We start from the raw sequence: 20190 nt of genomic DNA on the forward strand, positions 1-20190 counted from the left end.
GTTTATATAAGAGACAGCGTAATCAGGAGTAACCGACCGTTGGATGCCACAACAATAATTAGCCTTTTCATCTTAGGATCCATCCTTGTCACCAGCAGTATATTACTTAGTTCATTTTCTTCCCGTCTTGGCATTCCTATTCTGGTTATTTTTCTGGCGATCGGCATGCTGGCGGGAGTCGATGGCATCGGCGGTATCCCGTTTGATAATTACCCCTTCGCCTACATGGTAAGTAACCTGGCGCTGGCGATTATTTTGCTCGACGGCGGGATGCGCACTCAGGCCAGCTCCTTTCGCGTAGCGCTAGGACCGGCGCTGTCACTGGCGACGCTGGGCGTGCTTATCACCTCTGGTTTAACCGGCATGATGGCGGCGTGGCTGTTTAATCTTGATTTGATTGAAGGCTTATTAATCGGCGCTATCGTCGGCTCCACCGATGCTGCGGCGGTATTTTCTCTGCTGGGTGGTAAGGGGCTTAACGAACGCGTTGGCTCGACGCTGGAAATTGAATCCGGCAGTAATGATCCAATGGCGGTCTTTCTGACGATTACCCTGATTGCGATGATCCAGCATCATGAAAGCAGTATCAGCTGGATGTTCGTGGTCGATATTCTGCAACAATTTGGCCTCGGGATTGTCATCGGTCTTGGCGGTGGTTATTTACTGCTGCAAATGATTAATCGCATCGCCCTGCCCGCCGGTTTATATCCACTGCTGGCATTAAGCGGTGGTATTTTGATTTTTGCTTTAACCACGGCGCTGGAAGGCAGCGGTATTCTGGCTGTTTATCTGTGCGGTTTTCTGCTGGGTAATCGGCCAATTCGCAACCGCTACGGCATTCTGCAAAATTTCGACGGCCTTGCCTGGCTGGCACAAATCGCCATGTTCCTGGTGCTGGGGCTGTTGGTTAACCCAAGCGATCTACTGCCTATTGCCATTCCGGCGCTCATTTTGTCCGCATGGATGATATTCTTCGCTCGTCCTCTTTCGGTATTTGCCGGATTGCTACCGTTCCGCGGTTTTAATCTACGTGAGCGCGTGTTTATCAGCTGGGTGGGATTACGCGGCGCGGTGCCAATCATCCTGGCCGTATTCCCGATGATGGCAGGGCTGGAGAATGCGCGACTGTTCTTTAATGTCGCCTTCTTTGTGGTTCTGGTTTCACTGCTATTGCAGGGAACATCACTCTCGTGGGCGGCGAAAAAGGCCAAAGTGGTGGTTCCGCCCGTCGGACGTCCGGTGTCGCGCGTTGGCCTGGATATTCACCCGGAAAATCCGTGGGAGCAGTTTGTTTATCAGTTGAGTGCCGATAAATGGTGTGTAGGTGCGGCACTGCGCGATCTGCATATGCCAAAAGAGACGCGTATTGCGGCACTGTTTCGTGATAACCAGTTGCTTCATCCCACCGGCAGCACCCGACTACGCGAAGGTGATGTGTTGTGTGTAATTGGTCGGGAACGCGATCTCCCGGCACTCGGTAAACTGTTTAGCCAGTCGCCGCCAGTCGCGTTGGATCAACGCTTCTTTGGTGACTTCATTCTCGAAGCCAGTGCCAAATATGCTGATGTGGCGCTGATATATGGCCTGGAAGATGGGCGAGAATATCGCGATAAGCAGCAAACGCTGGGTGAAATTGTCCAGCAGTTGTTAGGCGCGGCACCGGTTGTCGGTGACCAGGTAGAGTTTGCCGGGATGATCTGGACGGTGGCCGAGAAAGAAGATAATGAAGTGTTGAAGATTGGTGTACGGGTAGCAGAAGAGGACACTGAATCTTAAATATAATGCTGCATCTATCACCGGATACAATGCTTTGCTGAACGCAGCCTGAGCCTGTACATAACCTTGTCATTTCCTGACTTTAATATGCTCATTCCAACATCGGAAGAAAGTTAAATTATGGACGACAAACCATGCAGGCTCTGGCTAATGAACTAGCCAATAAACTCAAAACACTAAAAATCTCGGCCAGCTCAAAAAAGTCAGTGTAATGACTTCTTCTGACAGCAACAGGTGATGAAAAACTAGTCCCGCATTACCGGCATTCCCGTCAACCACCAGGGGTTCCGGCCTGGCATCGCCCGAAAATATTCCCCCACACATCCTGCCGCGCTGAAATAGCCCATAGAGAACCAATACGCGTATCAGACTGCCCTGTATCTGTAGTGGCGTTTCATCCGCCTGTAACACCGGATAAATGAGCGATTTATTATAGTTATTCTTTTGCTTAATAACGATTATTTCCGGGTCGTTCGCTTTCGTATTTTCACTAATACGGCAGAGCTGCCTGGGCCGTAATAAAACTGATTCAGGTCTGTTACGCATGTACCAGACCCGACACGGCATTTCTGACCAGGGAAAAAGTCAACGATGAGTCGTTATATCAGCGCAAATGACGTCCTGTGGCACCTTTGCGGTGACCACATTCACGTCTCCGGCGCTGCCAGAGGATATTTATTTCAAGGATACGTAGCATTATGGCCAGCATTAAAGACATACGCCTATTCGCCCCATCTTCCTATAACACAGGCGTACACCCGTCAGGGCGGCGCTTACTGACGGTGGAATTCAAGAATCATCTTTTGCGGAACATGCAGTATCTCGGCCCGCAAAAATTTCGCTGGGGTGATGCCCCCCAGAGGATCATTGACCTCAGTAACGCGGACAAAGTGAAAATACAGATGGAAAACAATATTACCATCACGTTGGAGGCCCCTCCGGATCCGCAATATAACGAGTTCAGGTTGGTCGCCGAATGGTGCACATGGGCTATACAGCAAGATGGTCTGCAAGAAAACCTGCAAGAAACTCTGAAAGAAACCCAGCAAGAAATCCTGCAAAAAAAAGTGCCAGAAATATCACAAGAAGACGTGAAAGAAATCCTGAAAAATATCCTGGAAGAAAACCTGCCAGCAATCCGAACTGAAAACCGGGCAGAGGCATTGCGCAGAATGAAGGAATGTCTCATAAATAGACAAATTATGCTCAATCTTAGCGATCTTGGATTGACCTCACTCCCTGAAAATTTGCCTCCACTTCTGATGAAATTTTACTGCAATAATAACGTGTTGTCCGCATTACCGAAGATGTTGCCGAAGGAACTGAGGGTGCTTGAGTGTATGGATAACGTTTTGATCTTGTTACCAAAGGTGCAGCCCCCGAAACTGATGATACTGAAGTGCTGTGAAAACTATATTATCTGGCTACCTGAGCTGTCGACTAACCTGAGAGTAATTAACTGTTCTGAAAACTTCTTGCAATTTTTACCGCCGTCGATGCCCCAGTACCTGTATAAACTATCCTGTGCCGGCAACAATATTAACTCAATACCTGATGAGATGCTGGAGAACTTGACTCGCCTGAAAGTATTTGACTGTTCTAGTAACGATTTGATCTCTGCACCACGGCTGCCGCCCAAGCTAATAATATACTACTGTGGTCACAACCAGTTTAAAACGATATCGGTGCCGCAGCCCCATAGCCTGAAGTTGTTTGACTGTAACAGTAACCCTTGGGACAAAGACAATTTACCGACGCTGCTCAAAGCCGTCGAGGGCCTGAAAAACCAGGAGGGCCTGGTGGACCTTTTAGACTTTTTGCGCAAGGAAGGCCAGTTTGACCTGGAGGGACTCGAGGAGCTGGAGGACCTGGAGGACCTGATGGCTCTGGAGCACCTGGAGGATCCGGTACTCCTGGAGCGCGTGAAGGTACAGGAGGACCTGGAGCTCCTGGATCAGCAGTTGGGCCTGTTGAGTCTGGAAAGACAACAGGACTCGCAGCCTGTTAATCAACATTCTGAACATGAACCCGAATCTGCATTAAGGGTAAAGCGTGATTTATCTGAAGTCGAGTTCGAGTCAACAATGAAGCGTAAGCGTTTTATGTAGAACGCCTGTGCGGTGAGCTCAGGTTCCGGGGAAATAGTGTCCATCATTTTAATGGGCACTATCATGGAAAATGGCTCTGTCACATTAACAGCGAAAGTTGCTGACCAGCCGGATGGATGATTTTTTTGCAACCAGAAGACACTGCCTCCGATCCGGCTTACAACAAGTTACACCGTCACAACCGGGACCCGTAACGCCAGCGCGCACATCAACTCATAACCCACGGTTCCGGCAGCGGCGGCGACATCATCAATTTTGATCTCCTTGCCCCACAGCTCAACCGGTGTACCAATACCCGCCTGCGGGCAAGGCGTTAAATCGACCGCCAGCATATCCATCGAGACTGTCCCCACCGTCATGGTACGCACGCCGTCGACTAAAACAGGTGTACCGGTAGGCGCGTGGCGCGGATAACCGTCGGCGTATCCTGCGGCAACAATGCCGATTCGTTGCTCATCGCGCGCAGTATAGCGACCGCCATAGCCCACACGCTCACCCGCTTTTAGCGTCTGGACACCAATAATCTCACTGCTTAGCGTCATTACCGGACGTAATCCGGTATTGGCGATATCGCGCCACTGACCCGACGGCGAAGCACCATACAAAATAATGCCAGGCCGAACCCAGTCAAAATGCGCTTCCGGATGCCACAGAGTCGCCGCCGAATTGGACAATGAACGCCGACATTCCAGCCCTTCCGCCGCCTGCTCAATACGCGCCATTGCGCCGGCAATCCCCTCAGGATGCTCCGCCTCGGCAAAATGCGACATCAGAGTCATTTCGCCAACATTCGCCATCGCCCGCAGCTGCTGCCAGACGGTAAGCACACGATCGGGCTGGAAGCCCAACCGATTCATCCCACTGTTCACTTTAAGATAAATATCCAACGGCGCTTTTAGCCGCGCATTTTGCAGTGCTTTGAGCTGCCAGTTGCTGTGGACGCAGGTGGTCAGGCGGTACTGGTCATAAATCTCCAGATCCTGTGCATGGAAAAAACCCTCCAGCATCAGGATCGGTCCTTTCCAGCCGCGCTCACGTAACGTTATTGCCTCTTCCAGATTAAGTAATGCAAAGCCATCGGTGGCCCCTAGCGCGCTCCAGATACGCTCAATACCGTGCCCGTAAGCATTCGCTTTTACCACCGACCAGACACGCGCGTGCGGCGCGGCCTGCCGGACAATGGACAGATTCTGTTTTAATGCCTGCAGATCGAGGCTGGCCTGTATCGGACGGGTCATCTCGTTTCCTTAGCTGTGTGCGCCATGTAAATGGCCCGGGCGTGATGGCGTAAATCCACGGCTGTAGCGCGCTACGCTTAGATCTTCATACGGGATCGCTGGCGTGCGACCAGAGAGCAGATCGCTTAACAACTGACCGGAACCGCAAGCCATCGTCCAGCCGAGCGTGCCGTGACCGGTATTCAGCCACAGATTTTTAAAGCGTGTACGCCCGACAACCGGCGTGCCGTCTGGCGTCATCGGGCGCAGACCCGTCCAGAATGTGGCCTGCTCGACATGACCGCCGCGTGGATAGAGATCGCGAACCACCATTTCCAGCGTTTCACGACGTGGCTGCAACAGCTCGGTGTTAAAGCCAACAATTTCCGCCATTCCACCAACACGAATGCGGTTATCGAAACGGGTAATGGCGATTTTGTAGGTTTCATCAAGGATGGTAGACACCGGCGCACCATCTTCCTGTGCAATCGGAATAGTCAGCGAGTAGCCTTTCAGCGGATACACCGGAATATCAACAATGCCTTTGAGCATCGCCGTCGAGTAAGAACCAAATGCCATCACATATGCATCGGCCTTAATCACTTCATCGCCACACTTCACGCCGTAGATTTGCTCGCCGTCGCAAAGCAGTTGGTCAACAGGCGTATTAAAGCGGAATTTAACCCCCGCCTGCTCCGCCATCCGCGCCAGATTCTGGGTAAACAGCTGGCAGTCTCCGGTTTCGTCATTGGGCAGTTGCAGACCACCCGTCAGTTTGTGCGCTACTTCTGCCAGCGCGGGCTCCACTTCCGCCAGGCGGCTGGATTCCAGCAGTTGATACGGTACGCCAGCATCTTCCAGCACGGCGATATCGCGGGTCGCATTTTCATACTGTTGTTCGGTACGGAACAGTTGCAGCGTCCCACCCTGACGCCCTTCATACTGAATATTGGTTTCGGCGCGCAATGCTTTCAGGCAATCACGGCTGTATTCCGCCAGACGCACCATCCGCCCTTTGTTTTCCATGTAGTGGCTGGTGTCACAGTTACGTAACATTTGCCACATCCATTTCAACTGGAACTGCGTACCGTCGAGACGAACCGCCAGCGGTGCATGGCGCTGGAACATCCATTTAATCGCTTTTAAAGGTACACCTGGCGCTGCCCACGGCGCAGCATAGCCGGGGGAAATTTGCCCGGCATTCGCAGCACTGGTTTCCAGGGCGGCTCCTGACTCCCGATCAATGACGGTGACCTCATGTCCTGCCTGATTTAAGTACCAGGCGCTGGCAACGCCTACCACACCACTTCCCAGTATGACAACTCGCATAGCCACTCCGATAACGGTAGATACAGTAAAAGAATAATAATCTAATTACATCTTGATAACTCAGTTGAAAATATTATTCAACATACGGCTTTTTTATGGTGAGCTGGCTCACATCTCCCTGACTCTGCAGCAATATGGCATCTTTAGTATCTCCTGCTGAACACCCTTTTTAACCAGCATAAAATTCCGCTCAGAAGCGAATTACTGGCACTCTGATAATAAGAAATCGCAAAGAAAAAATTCTTCGGCGACGCGGTTTTTAACAGGTGTTCTATGCTTGAAATGAGGTGTTCCACACAGAGAGCACCGACAACAATGAGGTGCGCGTATGGCGACGATCGATTCTATGAATAAGGACACCACACGTTTGAGCGATGGACCCGACTGGACGTTTGACCTGCTGGATGTTTATCTGGCAGAGATAGACCGGGTAGCGAAACTCTATCGGCTGGATACCTACCCGCACCAGATTGAAGTGATCACCTCAGAACAGATGATGGATGCCTACTCCAGCGTCGGCATGCCAATTAACTATCCACACTGGTCATTCGGTAAAAAGTTTATCGAGACTGAACGGCTGTATAAGCACGGTCAGCAAGGACTGGCCTATGAAATCGTCATTAACTCTAACCCGTGTATCGCTTACCTGATGGAAGAGAACACTATCACCATGCAGGCACTTGTGATGGCCCACGCCTGCTATGGGCATAACTCTTTCTTCAAAAACAATTACTTATTCCGTAGCTGGACCGACGCCAGTTCGATTGTCGATTATCTGATTTTTGCCCGTAAATATATTACCGAGTGCGAAGAACGTTATGGCGTAGATGAAGTAGAGCGGCTTCTTGACTCCTGTCATGCGCTGATGAACTACGGTGTGGATCGGTACAAACGCCCGCAAAAAATCTCGCTGCAAGAAGAAAAAGCCCGGCAGAAAAGTCGCGAAGAGTATCTGCAAAGTCAGGTCAATATGCTCTGGCGTACCCTGCCGAAGCGCGAGGAAGAGAAAACGGTTGCTGAAGCGCGCCGCTATCCGCCCGAGCCACAAGAAAACCTGCTCTATTTTATGGAGAAAAATGCACCCCTGCTGGAATCATGGCAGCGTGAAATTCTGCGTATTGTGCGTAAGGTGAGCCAGTATTTTTATCCGCAAAAACAGACTCAGGTAATGAACGAAGGCTGGGCGACCTTCTGGCACTACACCATCCTTAACCATCTGTATGATGAAGGGAAAGTGACGGAACGTTTTATGCTGGAGTTTTTGCACAGCCACACCAATGTGGTTTTCCAGCCGCCCTATAACAGCCCGTGGTACAGCGGAATAAACCCGTATGCGCTTGGTTTCGCCATGTTCCAGGATATTAAACGGATTTGTCAGTCGCCAACGGAAGAAGACAAATACTGGTTCCCGGATATCGCCGGTTCTGACTGGCTGGACACATTACATTTTGCGATGCGTGATTTCAAAGATGAGAGCTTTATCAGTCAGTTCCTGTCACCGAAAGTGATGCGTGATTTCCGCTTCTTCACCGTGCTGGACGACGATCGGCATAATTATCTGGAGATTTCCGCTATTCATAATGAAGAAGGTTATCGGGAGATCCGTAACCGGTTATCGTCGCAATATAATTTAAGTAATCTGGAGCCGAATATTCAGATCTGGAACGTGGATTTGCGCGGCGACCGTTCGCTGACGCTGCGTTACATTCCACATAATCGCGCACCGCTGGATCGGGGGCGCAAAGAAGTGCTGAAGCATGTGCATCGCCTGTGGGGATTTGATGTGATGCTGGAACAGCAAAACGAAGACGGCAGCGTCGAGTTGCTGGAACGTTGCCCGCCGAGAATGGGAAATCTGTAAAAACAACAAAAAACCCCTCGTTTGAGGGGTTTGCTTTTTAAACGGAAGGGATTATCGCCCCTGAATGGCTAAATCACCCGGCAGATTTTTCTGCATCCGGTGCCAAATCTCGCCGCTCTCATGCCCATAGCGACGCACTGTTTCGTATACCTGATCGTGTGCGCCTTCACTGCACAACGCCGACAGTTTGTGGTAGAAGCCCAGCGCCAGACTGCGCGCTTCCGGATTGGCGAAATAGTGACGACCAATGCGCGTATACAGCCCTTTCATCCCGTTAAGGATCAGACCGTAAATCGGGTTGCCGGAAGCAAACGCCAGACCGCGGAATATGTTGTAATCCAGCTCGGCAAAGGCATCGGCGTGATCGGCCACTTCATTAGCGGTAGCCAGCACTTCCTGCGCTTTATCGGGATGTTGACGAAACGCGGTGCGAATAAAAATCGTTGAAATATTGGTACGCACCGACAGCAAATTATCAATAAGCTGCGGCACACTTTCGTGATCCAGTCGCGCCAGTGTTTCAAGGATATTTAAACCGGAGGTTTCCCAGAAATTATTCACCTTCGTCGGCTTGCCATGTTGAATGGTCAACCAGCCATCTCGTGCCAGGCGCTGTAACACTTCACGTAACGTAGTACGCGTCACGCCAATTAATTCTGAAAGTTCACGTTCTGCGGGCAAAATAGTCCCGGGAGGGAAGCGGTTATTCCAGATACTTTCAATAATGTACTCTTCCGCGAAACCCGCCGGGCTTTGCGCCTTAATGACCATAGTGAGATTTCCATAACACAGCAAAACAAAGTTGGACTCATCATACCAGAGGGCTAACTACGCTGATAGCAGACAAAAAGAAGAAAAAAGGGATCAAGGCTTCATTTTCCGCATCTCTTTACCCTTGACTATCAAGACTTGCCTCACTCCTGCCTGACCGTTAAGCTTTGCGTTTAAACATAAAAACATCATTGATTATTTGTAAGGTAAGGGAAACCATCATGGAGATCTCCTGGGGCCGCGCGCTATGGCGCAATTTTTTGGGCCAGTCCCCCGACTGGTACAAACTCGCCCTCATCATTTTCTTAATCGTAAATCCGTTAATTTTCCTCATCAGCCCTTTCGTCGCTGGCTGGTTGCTGGTAGCGGAATTTATTTTCACTCTGGCGATGGCCCTGAAATGCTACCCGCTACTCCCCGGTGGCCTGTTGGCTATCGAAGCGGTATTCATCGGCATGACCAGCGCGGAACACGTCCGTGAAGAGGTGGCGGCAAATCTTGAAGTCTTGCTGTTACTGATGTTTATGGTGGCGGGTATCTATTTTATGAAACAGCTGTTGCTGTTCATATTTACCCGTTTGCTGTTAAGCATTCGCTCCAAAATGCTGCTGTCGCTCTCTTTTTGCGTGGCAGCGGCGTTCCTCTCCGCGTTCCTCGATGCCTTAACCGTCGTGGCGGTGGTGATCAGCGTTGCCGTCGGTTTTTATGGTATTTATCACCGCGTAGCCTCTTCCCGTACTGAAGATACCGACCTGCAAGACGATAGTCATATCGACAAGCATTACAAAGTGGTTCTGGAACAGTTCCGTGGCTTTCTGCGTAGCCTGATGATGCATGCCGGTGTTGGCACCGCATTAGGCGGCGTGATGACCATGGTGGGCGAACCACAGAACCTGATCATCGCTAAAGCGGCTGGCTGGCATTTTGGCGATTTCTTCCTGCGCATGTCGCCGGTGACCGTTCCAGTTCTGATTTGTGGCCTGTTGACCTGCCTGCTGGTGGAGAAGCTACGTTGGTTTGGCTACGGCGAAACGCTGCCGGAGAAAGTCCGCGAAGTGCTGCAACAGTTTGACGATCAAAGTCGCCACCAGCGTACCCGTCAGGATAAAATTCGTCTGATTGTCCAGGCGATTATCGGCGTCTGGCTGGTCACCGCGCTGGCGTTGCATCTGGCGGAGGTTGGCTTGATTGGTTTGTCAGTCATTATTCTGGCGACATCATTGACCGGTGTCACCGATGAACATGCTATCGGTAAAGCCTTCACCGAATCTCTGCCATTCACCGCACTGTTGACGGTGTTTTTCTCGGTAGTCGCGGTGATTATCGACCAACAACTGTTTTCGCCGATTATTCAGTTTGTGTTGCAGGCATCGGAACATGCTCAGCTGTCGCTGTTCTATATTTTCAACGGTCTGCTGTCATCCATTTCGGATAACGTCTTCGTGGGGACGATTTATATCAACGAAGCGAAAGCGGCAATGGAAAGTGGCGCTATCACGTTGAAGCAATACGAGCTGCTGGCGGTCGCCATTAATACCGGTACCAATCTGCCCTCTGTCGCTACGCCGAACGGTCAGGCTGCGTTCCTGTTCCTGCTGACCTCCGCACTCGCGCCATTGATTCGCCTCTCTTATGGCCGCATGGTGTGGATGGCCCTGCCTTACACCTTCGTCCTGACACTCGTCGGACTACTTTGCGTCGAGTTTACGCTTGCCCCTGTAACCGAATGGTTTATGCAAATGGGCTGGATAGCAACGCTTTGATAACAACTTACCGGGCATATAAATGCCCGGTTTGCCTTTTCGCCCGATAATTGTCCAATTACCTCCTATTTTTGCTGCCTCCTGGTGGCGCAGCGAATGAATTGGTTTAAACTGCGCACTCTATGCATATTGCAGGGAAATGATTATGTTGCGATTTTTGAATCAATGTTCACAAGGTCGGGGCGCGTGGCTGTTGATGGCGTTTACCGCTCTGGCACTGGAACTGACGGCGCTGTGGTTCCAGCATGTGATGTTACTGAAACCTTGCGTGCTCTGTATTTATGAACGCTGCGCATTATTCGGCATTCTGGGTGCTGCGCTGATTGGCGCGATCGCCCCGAAAACTCCGCTGCGTTATGTAGCGATGATTATCTGGTTGTATAGTGCGTTCCGCGGTGTGCAGTTAACTTACGAGCACACCATGCTTCAGCTCTATCCTTCGCCGTTTGCGACCTGTGATTTTATGGTTCGTTTCCCTGACTGGCTGCCGCTGGATAAATGGGTACCGCAAGTGTTTGTCGCCTCTGGCGATTGCGCCGAGCGTCAGTGGGAATTTTTAGGTCTGGAAATGCCGCAGTGGCTGCTCGGTATTTTTATCGCTTACCTGATTGTCGCGGTGCTGGTGGTGATTTCCCAGCCGTTTAAAGCGAAAAAACGTGACCTGTTCGGTCGCTAATCCATTTGGCGCTCCTGCGGGAGCGCTTTTTGCTACCGCTATGTTCATTTGACCCGCAGTAAATCCGTACTTCGTGTTGTATAACGTGGTGAAAGCATGGCACGCTTCATCTGCCATTGTTGCTGGATCCCCTGCCCGGCAAAATAGAGTGTTCCTCTGCCCTCTTTAGCATTTAGCGTATCCATTATCGCCATCAATTGCTCACTCCCGGGGCGCGGTGCGTTGTCATCGAATAAATTGAGCTGCGCGACTCCCTGACTGAAGAAATCCCCCAGCATCACGCCCGCTTTTTGGTAGCGATGGCCCGCTTGCCAGATGGCATCCAGAGATCGCGTAGCGGCGTTAATGATATCCCTGCTGTCCTGAGTGGGCGTCAGCAGTTTTACCGACGCGCTATTGCCGTAATAAGGTTCATTGAGCGCAAATGGTGACGTCTTAATAAACGTGGAGATAAACCGACAATATTGATGCTCGCTGCGAAGTTTTTCCGCCGCCCGGGCAGCGTAACTACAAATGGCCTGCCGCATCGACGTATAATCCGTGATGCGTTCACCAAACGAGCGGGAACAGATAATTTCCTGCTTCGTCGGTGCAAACTCTTCCAGCTGCAAACAGGGTTCGCCGCGCAGTTCACGCACCGTTCTTTCGAGCACTACATTAAAATGTTTACGGATAAACCGGATATCTGTATCCGCCAAATCGAGAACGGTTTTGATCCCCATCGCGTCCAGTTTTTTGCTGATCCGCCGTCCAATCCCCCAGACTTCATCCACGGGGAGAGCAGACATTAATTTACGCTGGCGTTCCAGATTTGATAAATCCACCACCCCACCCGTCTGCCGCTGCCATTTTTTTGCCGCATGATTGGCAAGCTTAGCCAGCGTTTTGGTCTGGGCGATCCCCACACCAACAGTAAGATGGGTACGTTGTAGCACCGTTGCGCGAATTTCTCTGCCAAAATCAGTCAGATCGCGACAATTACGCACACCGGTCAGATCGCAGAATGCCTCATCAATACTGTAAATCTCGACGCGGGGCGATAGCTCTTCCAGCGTCGACATCACCCGATTGCTCATATCGGCGTAAAGCTCATAGTTACTGCTAAAGCAAACCACGCCACAGCGGCGAAACAGATCTTTTTGTTTGAACCAGGGATCGCCCATTTTAACGCCCAGCGCTTTTGCCTCGGCGTTGCGGGCAATAACACAACCGTCGTTATTAGATAAAACAACCACCGGTTTACCCCATAAATCAGGGCGAAACACCGTCTCACAACTGGCATAAAACGCGTTTACATCACAGAGGGCAAACATCAGCGCATCGCCTTAACGACGTGGATCACCACACCAAAGACATCCAGCGTATCTTCGCTACTGATGGTAATGGGTGAATATGCACTGTTCATGGGAATAAGCTGCACTGTCGGGCGTAGTTGCAATTTTTTCACCGTAAACTCGCCGTCAACAGCAGCGATGACAATATCACCATGGCTGGCGGTAATAGCGCTATCGACAATCAGTAAATCACCGTCACTAATCCCACCGTCAATCATAGAATCACCACTTGCTTTGACGAAGTAAGTCGCGCTGGGGTGCTGGATCAACAGTTGATTCAGATCGATGCGCTGTTCAACGTAATCTGCGGCCGGTGAAGGAAAGCCACACTGAACAAGATCGCTAAATAGCGGAAAAGTCACAATTTCGCGGAGATCCGCAGGCTTGATAAACAACATAATAATCTGCCTGAAGTTATACTGTTTTTATATACAGTAGTCTGTTCTTGCCAGCAGATCAATACTGATTCAGGCTATCAATATTTGTCGCTGCATAGACTGCTGATTTTTCGTTCTCTTATCCTGTGCTCACGCGGCCTTCTGGCGACGACGCTCATCCAGCAGAAATGAAAAATATCACCCGGCTAAAAATAGAATAGAAGCATTCGCCATAATGACATTAAACATTGTTTGATATTTATCATATTAATAGAAATAAAGACATTGACGCATCTCACCCGCCTAACTATGAATTAGATGAAGTAAAATTCATTAATAGTTGTAAAACAGGGGTTTCATTACAATTTATATATTTAAAGAGGCGAATGATTATGACTGAAATCGTTGCAGATAAAACGGTAGAGGTAGTTAAAAACGCAATCGAAACCGCAGATGGAGCATTAGACCTTTATAATAAATATCTCGATCAGGTCATCCCCTGGCAGACCTTCGATGAAACCATAAAAGAGCTAAGTCGCTTTAAACAGGAGTATTCACAGGCAGCCTCCGTTTTAGTTGGCGATATTAAAACCTTACTTATGGATAGCCAGGATAAGTATTTTGAAGCAACCCAAACGGTGTATGAATGGTGTGGTGTTGCGACGCAATTGCTCGCAGCATATATTTTGCTATTTGATGAGTACAATGAGAAGAAAGCATCCGCCCAGAAAGACATTCTCATTAAGGTGCTGGATGACGGCATCACGAAGCTGAATGAAGCGCAAAAATCTCTGCTGGTAAGCTCACAAAGTTTCAACAACGCTTCCGGAAAACTGCTGGCGTTAGATAGCCAGTTAACCAATGATTTTTCAGAAAAAAGCAGCTATTTCCAGTCACAGGTAGATAAAATCAGGAAGGAAGCGTATGCCGGTGCCGCAGCCGGTGTCGTCGCCGGTCCATTTGGATTAATCATTTCCTATTCTATTGCTGCGGGCGTAGTTGAAGGGAAACTGATTCCAGAATTGAAGAACAAGTTAAAATCTGTGCAGAGTTTCTTTACCACCCTGTCTAACACGGTTAAACAAGCGAATAAAGATATCGATGCTGCCAAATTGAAATTAACCACCGAAATAGCCGCCATCGGGGAGATAAAAACGGAAACTGAAACAACCAGATTCTACGTTGATTATGATGATTTAATGCTTTCTTTGCTAAAAGAAGCGGCAAAAAAAATGATTAACACCTGTAATGAGTATCAGAAAAGACACGGTAAGAAGACACTCTTTGAGGTACCTGAAGTCTGATAAGCGATTATTCTCTCCATGTACTCAAGGTATAAAGTTTATCACATTTAAAAATACAGACGTTTTTTAAAGATTGAGAGTTACCTGTTAATAATAAGGTATCGGGTAACTCTCATTATGACAGAGCGCTTTCAAAAACAGGGCTACGAAATGGCGAGCATCCAGACGTATATTAAGAAAGCCCCCATCAACATCTATTAAATTTATCACTGCGCCCAGTCAGGTTTATTTAAGATATGATCCTGCCAGTCAATCACTTCTGATTCTTTCACTGCGATATGACGCACAGAGATACGTTCGCCATGCATTGCCGCTTTCGAACCAGTAAGCAGCGGATGCCACGCAGGTAAATCTTTACCTTCCGCCAGCAAGCGATAAGCGCAGGTTATTGGCAACCATTCGAATGTTGGCAGATTTTCACGGGTTAGTTTAATGCAGTCGGGTTCAAACTCGAAACGACGCTCGTAGTTCCGACATTGACAGGTTTTAATATTGAGCTGGCGACAGGCGACGTTAGTGAAGTAGATTTCGTCGGTGTCTTCATCCATCAGTTTATGCAGGCAACACTGACCGCAACCATCACACAACGACTCCCATTCCGCATCGCTCATTTCGTCCAGGGTTTTACTTTGCCAGAAAGGTACATCGCTCATCAGGTGTTCCGCCATTACGTTAAAACGCACCTTATAACCAGTCTGGCACAGCGATGCAAGTTTTGCCGCCGCTTTCAGGCGGCAAAAAGTATTACAAAACGCGAGTTGTCAAAGAATGTCCATCGAAAGTAACCGTCAGCTCATCACCGCTTTGCAAGGGGCCGACGCCATCAGGCGTGCCTGTCAGCACAACGTCACCGGCCTTGAGGGTAAAAAACTTGCTCATATAAGCGATCAGCGGAACGATTTTATGGATCATGTCCGCAGTCGTACCTTGCTGGCGTTGTTCGCCGTTGACGCTCAGGCCCAGCACTGTATTTTGCGGATCGCCGGTGAATTCCGCCGCTGGAATAAACCCGGATAGCGGACAAGAGTTATCAAACGCTTTGGCCTTTTCCCACGGCTGCCCGGCTTTCTTCATTTTTCCCTGAACATCACGCAATGTCAGATCGAGCGCCACGCCGTAACCGGCAATTGCTTTGCGGACATGCTCTTCCGTAGCCTGACGTAGCGTCGCGCCAATCAACACCGCCAGTTCGACTTCATGATGAACTGAACCGAAATCGGAAGGGATCGCCAATGGCTGCCGCAGATCGCACAGTGCCGTCTCTGGTTTAATAAACAGCACTGGCTCTTCGGGCACTGCACTGCCCATCTCTTTAATATGTTTGGCATAGTTACTGCCAACACAGACTACTTTACTCACCGGATAATCCAGCAGCGCACCTTGCCAGTTGTGATGTTGATACATAATGTTCCCCTCACTTATCGTGGATATGAAAACCCGCGCCGACAAAGATAATGCCACCGCCGGATATCGGTTATTTGTTAGTGTCGTCTGTTTTCTGCCCCATTACGGAAAGATGTTGCTTCAGCAAATCTTCGGGGGGTGGCGGTAACTGCAGATAGTAACCTTGCTCGGTTAATGCCAGTTTAACCTTCTCAATATCGGCATTGACCAATTTCTTCCGCCCATCCAGCGGCAGAATCATCGCTAACTGGGGCTGACCAAAACCTTTCATCAGTTCCTCAGGAACACGCGAAAAATCGTCTTTTTTTTCGACATATAAATAGGTCTGGTCACGCTTGCTGCTTCGATAAATCACACAAAACATACATTTACTCTTTAAAATGCCAGGTTTTGGCATAAGCTAACATCAATGAAACCCGCGCCACAAGCCAGCCAGCTGTAGATTTCTGCGGTTTGTTCAATCCATGCGCCCTATATAAGTAATCCCCGGCAAGAATACCGCACCAGGATTTTACCGAATACAGGAAAGCCACTGGAATTCCCCCGTAAGGAATTGTTATATTATAACAGTTCATCGTACTCATTCTGAACAGGAGACTACCTATGAAAATCAAGGGCATCAGTAAGGGTGTATTGCTACTTGCACTGCTAACCTCTACGAGCTTTGCTGCAGGTAAGAATGTCAATGTTGAGTTCAGAAAAGGTCATAGCAGCGCTCAGTACTCCGGCGAAATAAAGGGATATGATTACGATACATATACCTTCTATGCCAAAAAAGGCCAGAAAGTGCATGTGAGTATCTCTAATGAAGGCGCTGATACTTACCTCTTCGGACCAGGGATCGATGATTCTGTTGATTTATCCAGATATTCCCCAGAACTCGATAGTCACGGACAATACGCACTCCCAGCTTCTGGCAAATATGAGCTGCGTGTGCTGCAAACTCGAAATGACGCCCGTAAAAACAAAACTAAAAAATATAACGTTGATATTCAAATTAAGTAAATGTCAATCGACGGGGACTCTCCCCGTCATAAACGTTATCGCCCCCACGCCTCTCTGTCGCTCAAGAGGTTAATGACGAATATAAAGAAGGCTATGCGACGACGAGCGGAAAATACAGAATAGAACATAATGTAAACAAGACATCACTCACGACACATAAATAACATCTTTGTGGTGGTTTGATTGATTTTCCCACTCCGCTGACCATCCATACCAAAATAGCGATCATCACGACATAATTTTTCTTTAACATCGCAAAATACACCGTTAGAGAATGTAAATTGGCTGGGATCGTAGCCTTCTACTGATTGCAAGTTATCCGCAGCTTTTTCACCGAGATATTTCCTTGTTAACTCAGGGGAAATACCATCTGAGTCAACACAAATATACGGGTCGCAAACAACGCCGCACGCCGGCGATTGAAGTCCGCCGGCGTCATTTCCAGACGCCATTGATGAGAACATCATCCCCACACCTGACAATCCGATATAAAAAATACGCATCATATTCATAGCACATCCTGAGAAACCAACCGTACAACACTTATGCTCATTTCATCATCAACTCATAATCAAAACCGCTGACCTGGACGAGTTACGATGACCTGACAGAAGCATCAGACATCTTCTGCGGATTCTATGATAGAGCAATTCTTCAGCTGATATTAAGATAAAGGTGGCCGTCTTTTATGGCGTTGAAAGAAATGTAAAGTTAAGAAAGCTTAGCGATGGTGAAAAAATATGCTTGCCTCAACACTGGATATTTAAACAGTTCTCATGAGATTGTCACGATTAGAGTGCAGAAAAAGGAAGCGTAAATAAGAACAATCAAAAGTACGACGGCAATAGGTTGATTGACAAGGATATTTTTTAAGCTATGAATCAGCGTCATTTATCACAGAATAGACTTTTACTCTGAATAAATGGGAGGGTGACTTGCCTCAATATAATCCAGACTATAACATGCCTTATAGTCTTCGGAACATCATCGCGCGCTGGCGATGATTAATAGCTAATTGAGTAAGGCCAGGATGTCAAACACGCCAATCGAGCTTAAAGGCAGTAGCTTCACTTTATCTGTGGTTCATCTGCATGAGGCAGAACCTAAGGTTATTCATCAGGCGCTGGAAGACAAAATCGCTCAGGCCCCCGCATTTTTAAAACATGCCCCTGTTGTACTCAACGTCAGTGCACTTGAAGACCCGGTAAACTGGTCAGCGATGCATAAGGCTGTTTCGGCAACCGGTTTGCGGGTTATTGGCGTAAGTGGCTGCAAAGATGCGCAACTTAAAGCCGAAATTGAAAAGATGGGGCTGCCTATCCTGACGGAAGGAAAGGAAAAAGCGCCGCGTCCAGCTCCCGCACCGCAGGCTCCAGCGCAAAATACAACGCCGGTCACAAAAACGCGTTTAATAGATACCCCGGTGCGTTCCGGTCAGCGTATTTATGCTCCACAATGTGATCTGATTGTTACAAGCCACGTTAGCGCTGGGGCCGAATTGATTGCCGATGGTAACATTCATGTTTATGGCATGATGCGCGGTCGTGCGCTGGCAGGGGCAAGTGGTGACCGGGAAACGCAAATATTTTGTACGAACCTGATGGCGGAACTGGTGTCCATCGCAGGTGAATACTGGCTGAGTGATCAAATCCCAGCAGAATTTTATGGCAAAGCAGCGCGACTACAGTTAGTCGAAAACGCTTTGACCGTTCAACCGTTAAATTGATCCCTTTTTAACAAGGAATTTCTATGGCACGCATTATTGTTGTTACTTCGGGCAAAGGGGGTGTTGGTAAGACAACCTCCAGCGCGGCCATCGCCACTGGTTTGGCCCAGAAGGGAAAGAAAACTGTCGTGATAGATTTTGATATCGGCCTGCGTAATCTCGACCTGATTATGGGTTGTGAACGCCGGGTCGTTTACGATTTCGTCAACGTCATTCAAGGCGATGCAACGCTAAATCAGGCGTTAATTAAAGATAAGCGTACTGAAAATCTCTATATTCTTCCGGCATCGCAAACACGCGATAAAGATGCCCTTACCCGTGAAGGGGTCGCCAAAGTTCTTGATGATCTGAAAGCGATGGACTTTGAATTTATCGTTTGTGACTCCCCGGCAGGGATTGAAACCGGTGCGTTAATGGCACTCTATTTTGCAGACGAAGCCATTATTACCACCAACCCGGAAGTCTCCTCAGTACGCGACTCTGACCGTATTTTAGGCATTCTGGCGTCGAAATCACGCCGCGCAGAAAATGGCGAAGAGCCTATTAAAGAGCATCTGCTGTTAACGCGTTATAACCCAGGCCGCGTGAGCAGAGGTGACATGTTGAGCATGGAAGATGTGCTGGAGATCCTGCGCATCAAACTCGTCGGCGTGATTCCTGAGGATCAATCAGTATTGCGCGCCTCTAACCAGGGTGAACCGGTCATTCTCGACATTAACGCCGATGCGGGTAAAGCCTACGCAGATACCGTAGAACGTCTGTTGGGAGAAGAACGTCCTTTCCGCTTCATTGAAGAAGAGAAGAAAGGCTTCCTCAAACGCTTGTTCGGAGGATAAGTTATGGCATTACTCGATTTCTTTCTCTCGCGGAAGAAAAACACGGCCAACATTGCAAAAGAACGGCTGCAGATTATTGTTGCTGAACGCCGTCGCAGCGATGCAGAACCGCATTATCTGCCGCAGTTGCGTAAAGATATTCTTGAGGTCATTTGTAAATACGTACAAATTGATCCTGAGATGGTAACCGTACAGCTTGAGCAAAAAGATGGCGATATTTCTATTCTTGAGCTGAACGTGACCTTACCGGAAGCAGAAGAGCTGAAATAAGCCCGCTGTAAAAGCGCATTTATCTTTAAGGCAGAGTCATCTCTGCCTTGAGTTTTTCATTCCTCTCATCCACGTTTAGTAAGCGCGGCGAGCATTCTTGCTGATGCGACGCATTGCTTCCCCCCCTTTACACCTTAATGCCGTTCCCCCCACACAGAACAAATTGTTTATACCTGGCTGAGTAAATAACCTTATTGTTAGTATTGGTATGCTGGGAGATGATAACCCCGCAATTTCATTATTCATTGTTCTCCCATAGGATGAGGTTTCCCGCCGTAACTGGCGGGCTTTTTTTGCCGCAGAATTTTCCCTTTTAACATCCTGTAAACGGAAACTGCGCCGAAGCGCAGTTTAAGCGTTGATGGTCAGAACGACCAGTTCACACCAGCCACCGCGTTCCACGGGGATTCCACACCGGCACCATGGCTATACC

The 20190-nt window shown here is 48.8% G+C and carries 21 protein-coding genes and 1 pseudogene; 10 read left to right on the plus strand and 12 right to left on the minus strand.

The window, feature by feature from the left end; genetic code table 11:
- Positions 1-39: 39 nt before the first annotated feature.
- A pseudogene (locus tag ATB02_RS06345) lies at positions 40-1710 on the plus strand (potassium/proton antiporter); the annotation flags it as partial.
- On the opposite strand, the gene ATB02_RS27065 reads toward ATB02_RS06345, so the two are convergent.
- Together ATB02_RS27065 and ATB02_RS06350 are read right to left on the minus strand one after the other, a co-directional pair.
- Positions 1648-1806, minus strand: coding sequence for a hypothetical protein (locus ATB02_RS27065; RefSeq protein ID WP_419470900.1), 159 nt, complete (start codon positions 1804-1806; stop codon positions 1648-1650). The pseudogene ATB02_RS06345 and the gene ATB02_RS27065 sit on opposite strands and share 63 nt — an antisense overlap.
- A gap of 138 nt (positions 1807-1944) precedes the next feature.
- Positions 1945-2322, minus strand: a complete 378-nt coding sequence (locus ATB02_RS06350) for a hypothetical protein (RefSeq protein ID WP_198600577.1) — start codon at positions 2320-2322, stop codon at positions 1945-1947.
- 152 nt (positions 2323-2474) lie between these two features.
- Here ATB02_RS06350 and ATB02_RS06355 point away from each other — a divergent pair, with 152 nt between their 5' ends.
- The gene (locus ATB02_RS06355) at positions 2475-3884 is read left to right on the plus strand and encodes a hypothetical protein (protein WP_105271266.1); all 1410 of its coding nucleotides are present in this window, start codon (positions 2475-2477) and stop codon (positions 3882-3884) included.
- Between the two features lie 167 nt (positions 3885-4051).
- On the opposite strand, the gene dadX is transcribed toward ATB02_RS06355, so the two are convergent.
- Both dadX and dadA read right to left on the minus strand, forming a co-directional pair.
- On the minus strand, positions 4052-5122 hold the full coding sequence (gene dadX, locus ATB02_RS06360; RefSeq protein ID WP_000197857.1) for a catabolic alanine racemase DadX: 1071 nt from the start codon (positions 5120-5122) through the stop codon (positions 4052-4054).
- A 9-nt stretch (positions 5123-5131) separates the two neighbouring features.
- Positions 5132-6430, minus strand: a complete 1299-nt coding sequence (gene dadA / locus ATB02_RS06365) for a D-amino acid dehydrogenase (RefSeq protein WP_001266926.1) — start codon at positions 6428-6430, stop codon at positions 5132-5134.
- Between the two features lie 328 nt (positions 6431-6758).
- Here dadA and ATB02_RS06370 point away from each other — a divergent pair, with 328 nt between their 5' ends.
- Positions 6759-8291, plus strand: a complete 1533-nt coding sequence (locus tag ATB02_RS06370; protein WP_032183982.1) for a SpoVR family protein — start codon at positions 6759-6761, stop codon at positions 8289-8291.
- Positions 8292-8342: 51 nt separating this feature from the next.
- Here the strand turns inward: ATB02_RS06370 and fadR are convergent, their stop codons facing one another.
- Positions 8343-9062 (minus strand): fatty acid metabolism transcriptional regulator FadR, encoded by a 720-nt coding sequence (fadR, locus tag ATB02_RS06375; protein WP_000234823.1) that lies wholly within the window; start codon positions 9060-9062, stop codon positions 8343-8345.
- A gap of 221 nt (positions 9063-9283) precedes the next feature.
- Between fadR and nhaB the strand changes: the two genes are divergently transcribed.
- Both nhaB and dsbB read left to right on the plus strand, forming a co-directional pair.
- Positions 9284-10825, plus strand: a complete 1542-nt coding sequence (gene nhaB / locus ATB02_RS06380) for a Na(+)/H(+) antiporter NhaB (protein ID WP_088542326.1) — start codon at positions 9284-9286, stop codon at positions 10823-10825.
- A gap of 145 nt (positions 10826-10970) precedes the next feature.
- Positions 10971-11501 carry a disulfide bond formation protein DsbB gene (gene dsbB, locus ATB02_RS06385; RefSeq protein WP_000943444.1) on the plus strand — a complete coding sequence of 177 codons (531 nt, stop codon included), beginning with the start codon at positions 10971-10973 and terminating at the stop codon, positions 11499-11501.
- A gap of 44 nt (positions 11502-11545) precedes the next feature.
- Here the strand turns inward: dsbB and umuC are convergent, their stop codons facing one another.
- A complete protein-coding gene (gene umuC / locus ATB02_RS06390) occupies positions 11546-12814 on the minus strand; it encodes a DNA polymerase V catalytic protein (RefSeq protein ID WP_105271267.1) in 1269 nt (422 codons plus the stop codon).
- Complete coding sequence (locus ATB02_RS06395) at positions 12814-13233, minus strand: translesion error-prone DNA polymerase V autoproteolytic subunit (protein WP_000897378.1); 420 nt, start codon at positions 13231-13233, stop codon at positions 12814-12816. The genes umuC and ATB02_RS06395 overlap by 1 nt, the downstream gene beginning before the upstream one ends.
- A gap of 371 nt (positions 13234-13604) precedes the next feature.
- Between ATB02_RS06395 and hlyE the strand changes: the two genes are divergently transcribed.
- Entirely contained in the window at positions 13605-14516 is a 912-nt protein-coding gene (hlyE, locus tag ATB02_RS06400) for a hemolysin HlyE (protein WP_001306826.1), read from the plus strand.
- A gap of 206 nt (positions 14517-14722) precedes the next feature.
- On the opposite strand, the gene ATB02_RS06405 is transcribed toward hlyE, so the two are convergent.
- From ATB02_RS06405 to ATB02_RS06415, 3 genes are all read right to left on the minus strand, one after another.
- Complete coding sequence (locus ATB02_RS06405) at positions 14723-15169, minus strand: YcgN family cysteine cluster protein (protein WP_024218650.1); 447 nt, start codon at positions 15167-15169, stop codon at positions 14723-14725.
- 91 nt (positions 15170-15260) lie between these two features.
- A complete protein-coding gene (locus tag ATB02_RS06410; protein WP_000284282.1) occupies positions 15261-15920 on the minus strand; it encodes a fumarylacetoacetate hydrolase family protein in 660 nt (219 codons plus the stop codon).
- A gap of 70 nt (positions 15921-15990) precedes the next feature.
- A complete protein-coding gene (locus ATB02_RS06415) occupies positions 15991-16284 on the minus strand; it encodes a YcgL domain-containing protein (protein ID WP_001297679.1) in 294 nt (97 codons plus the stop codon).
- A gap of 239 nt (positions 16285-16523) precedes the next feature.
- On the opposite strand from ATB02_RS06415, the gene pliG reads away from it, so the two are divergent.
- The gene (gene pliG, locus ATB02_RS06425) at positions 16524-16925 is read left to right on the plus strand and encodes a g-type lysoyme inhibitor PliG (protein ID WP_000693759.1); all 402 of its coding nucleotides are present in this window, start codon (positions 16524-16526) and stop codon (positions 16923-16925) included.
- Between the two features lie 143 nt (positions 16926-17068).
- Here the strand turns inward: pliG and ATB02_RS06430 are convergent, their stop codons facing one another.
- Positions 17069-17437: a YcgJ family protein gene (locus tag ATB02_RS06430; protein ID WP_105271268.1), complete on the minus strand. Its 369-nt coding sequence runs from the start codon at positions 17435-17437 to the stop codon at positions 17069-17071.
- Positions 17438-17955: 518 nt separating this feature from the next.
- Here ATB02_RS06430 and minC point away from each other — a divergent pair.
- Genes minC through minE form a run of 3 tightly spaced genes read left to right on the plus strand, consistent with a single transcriptional unit; the run spans position 17956 to position 19757 of the window.
- On the plus strand, positions 17956-18651 hold the full coding sequence (minC, locus tag ATB02_RS06435; protein WP_000072536.1) for a septum site-determining protein MinC: 696 nt from the start codon (positions 17956-17958) through the stop codon (positions 18649-18651).
- A gap of 23 nt (positions 18652-18674) precedes the next feature.
- On the plus strand, positions 18675-19487 hold the full coding sequence (gene minD / locus ATB02_RS06440; protein ID WP_000101055.1) for a septum site-determining protein MinD: 813 nt from the start codon (positions 18675-18677) through the stop codon (positions 19485-19487).
- 3 nt (positions 19488-19490) lie between these two features.
- Complete coding sequence (gene minE / locus ATB02_RS06445; protein ID WP_001185665.1) at positions 19491-19757, plus strand: cell division topological specificity factor MinE; 267 nt, start codon at positions 19491-19493, stop codon at positions 19755-19757.
- 365 nt (positions 19758-20122) lie between these two features.
- Here the strand turns inward: minE and ATB02_RS27070 are convergent.
- On the minus strand, positions 20123-20190 hold a 68-nt coding region (locus tag ATB02_RS27070; protein ID WP_376765641.1), incomplete at its 5' end, for a hypothetical protein.

Source organism: Escherichia sp. MOD1-EC5189 (assembly GCF_002966045.1).
GTDB classification, from domain to species: domain Bacteria; phylum Pseudomonadota; class Gammaproteobacteria; order Enterobacterales; family Enterobacteriaceae; genus Escherichia; species Escherichia coli_F.

Bases quoted from the DNA above. Each gene is read 5' to 3' on its own strand.
- ATB02_RS06355 (WP_105271266.1), top strand. From the start codon at position 2,475: ATGGCCAGCATTAAAGACATACGCCTATTCGCCCCATCTTCCTATAAC.
- dadA (WP_001266926.1), bottom strand. From the start codon at position 6,430: ATGCGAGTTGTCATACTGGGAAGTGGTGTGGTAGGCGTTGCCAGCGCC.
- fadR (WP_000234823.1), bottom strand. From the start codon at position 9,062: ATGGTCATTAAGGCGCAAAGCCCGGCGGGTTTCGCGGAAGAGTACATT.
- umuC (WP_105271267.1), bottom strand. From the start codon at position 12,814: ATGTTTGCCCTCTGTGATGTAAACGCGTTTTATGCCAGTTGTGAGACG.
- ATB02_RS06350 (WP_198600577.1), bottom strand. From the start codon at position 2,322: ATGCGTAACAGACCTGAATCAGTTTTATTACGGCCCAGGCAGCTCTGC.
- nhaB (WP_088542326.1), top strand. From the start codon at position 9,284: ATGGAGATCTCCTGGGGCCGCGCGCTATGGCGCAATTTTTTGGGCCAG.
- pliG (WP_000693759.1), top strand. From the start codon at position 16,524: ATGAAAATCAAGGGCATCAGTAAGGGTGTATTGCTACTTGCACTGCTA.
- ATB02_RS06370 (WP_032183982.1), top strand. From the start codon at position 6,759: ATGGCGACGATCGATTCTATGAATAAGGACACCACACGTTTGAGCGAT.
- hlyE (WP_001306826.1), top strand. From the start codon at position 13,605: ATGACTGAAATCGTTGCAGATAAAACGGTAGAGGTAGTTAAAAACGCA.
- ATB02_RS06415 (WP_001297679.1), bottom strand. From the start codon at position 16,284: ATGTTTTGTGTGATTTATCGAAGCAGCAAGCGTGACCAGACCTATTTA.
- minD (WP_000101055.1), top strand. From the start codon at position 18,675: ATGGCACGCATTATTGTTGTTACTTCGGGCAAAGGGGGTGTTGGTAAG.
- ATB02_RS06405 (WP_024218650.1), bottom strand. From the start codon at position 15,169: ATGAGCGATGTACCTTTCTGGCAAAGTAAAACCCTGGACGAAATGAGC.
- ATB02_RS06430 (WP_105271268.1), bottom strand. From the start codon at position 17,437: ATGAATATGATGCGTATTTTTTATATCGGATTGTCAGGTGTGGGGATG.
- dadX (WP_000197857.1), bottom strand. From the start codon at position 5,122: ATGACCCGTCCGATACAGGCCAGCCTCGATCTGCAGGCATTAAAACAG.
- ATB02_RS06395 (WP_000897378.1), bottom strand. From the start codon at position 13,233: ATGTTGTTTATCAAGCCTGCGGATCTCCGCGAAATTGTGACTTTTCCG.
- dsbB (WP_000943444.1), top strand. From the start codon at position 10,971: ATGTTGCGATTTTTGAATCAATGTTCACAAGGTCGGGGCGCGTGGCTG.
- minC (WP_000072536.1), top strand. From the start codon at position 17,956: ATGTCAAACACGCCAATCGAGCTTAAAGGCAGTAGCTTCACTTTATCT.
- ATB02_RS06410 (WP_000284282.1), bottom strand. From the start codon at position 15,920: ATGTATCAACATCACAACTGGCAAGGTGCGCTGCTGGATTATCCGGTG.
- minE (WP_001185665.1), top strand. From the start codon at position 19,491: ATGGCATTACTCGATTTCTTTCTCTCGCGGAAGAAAAACACGGCCAAC.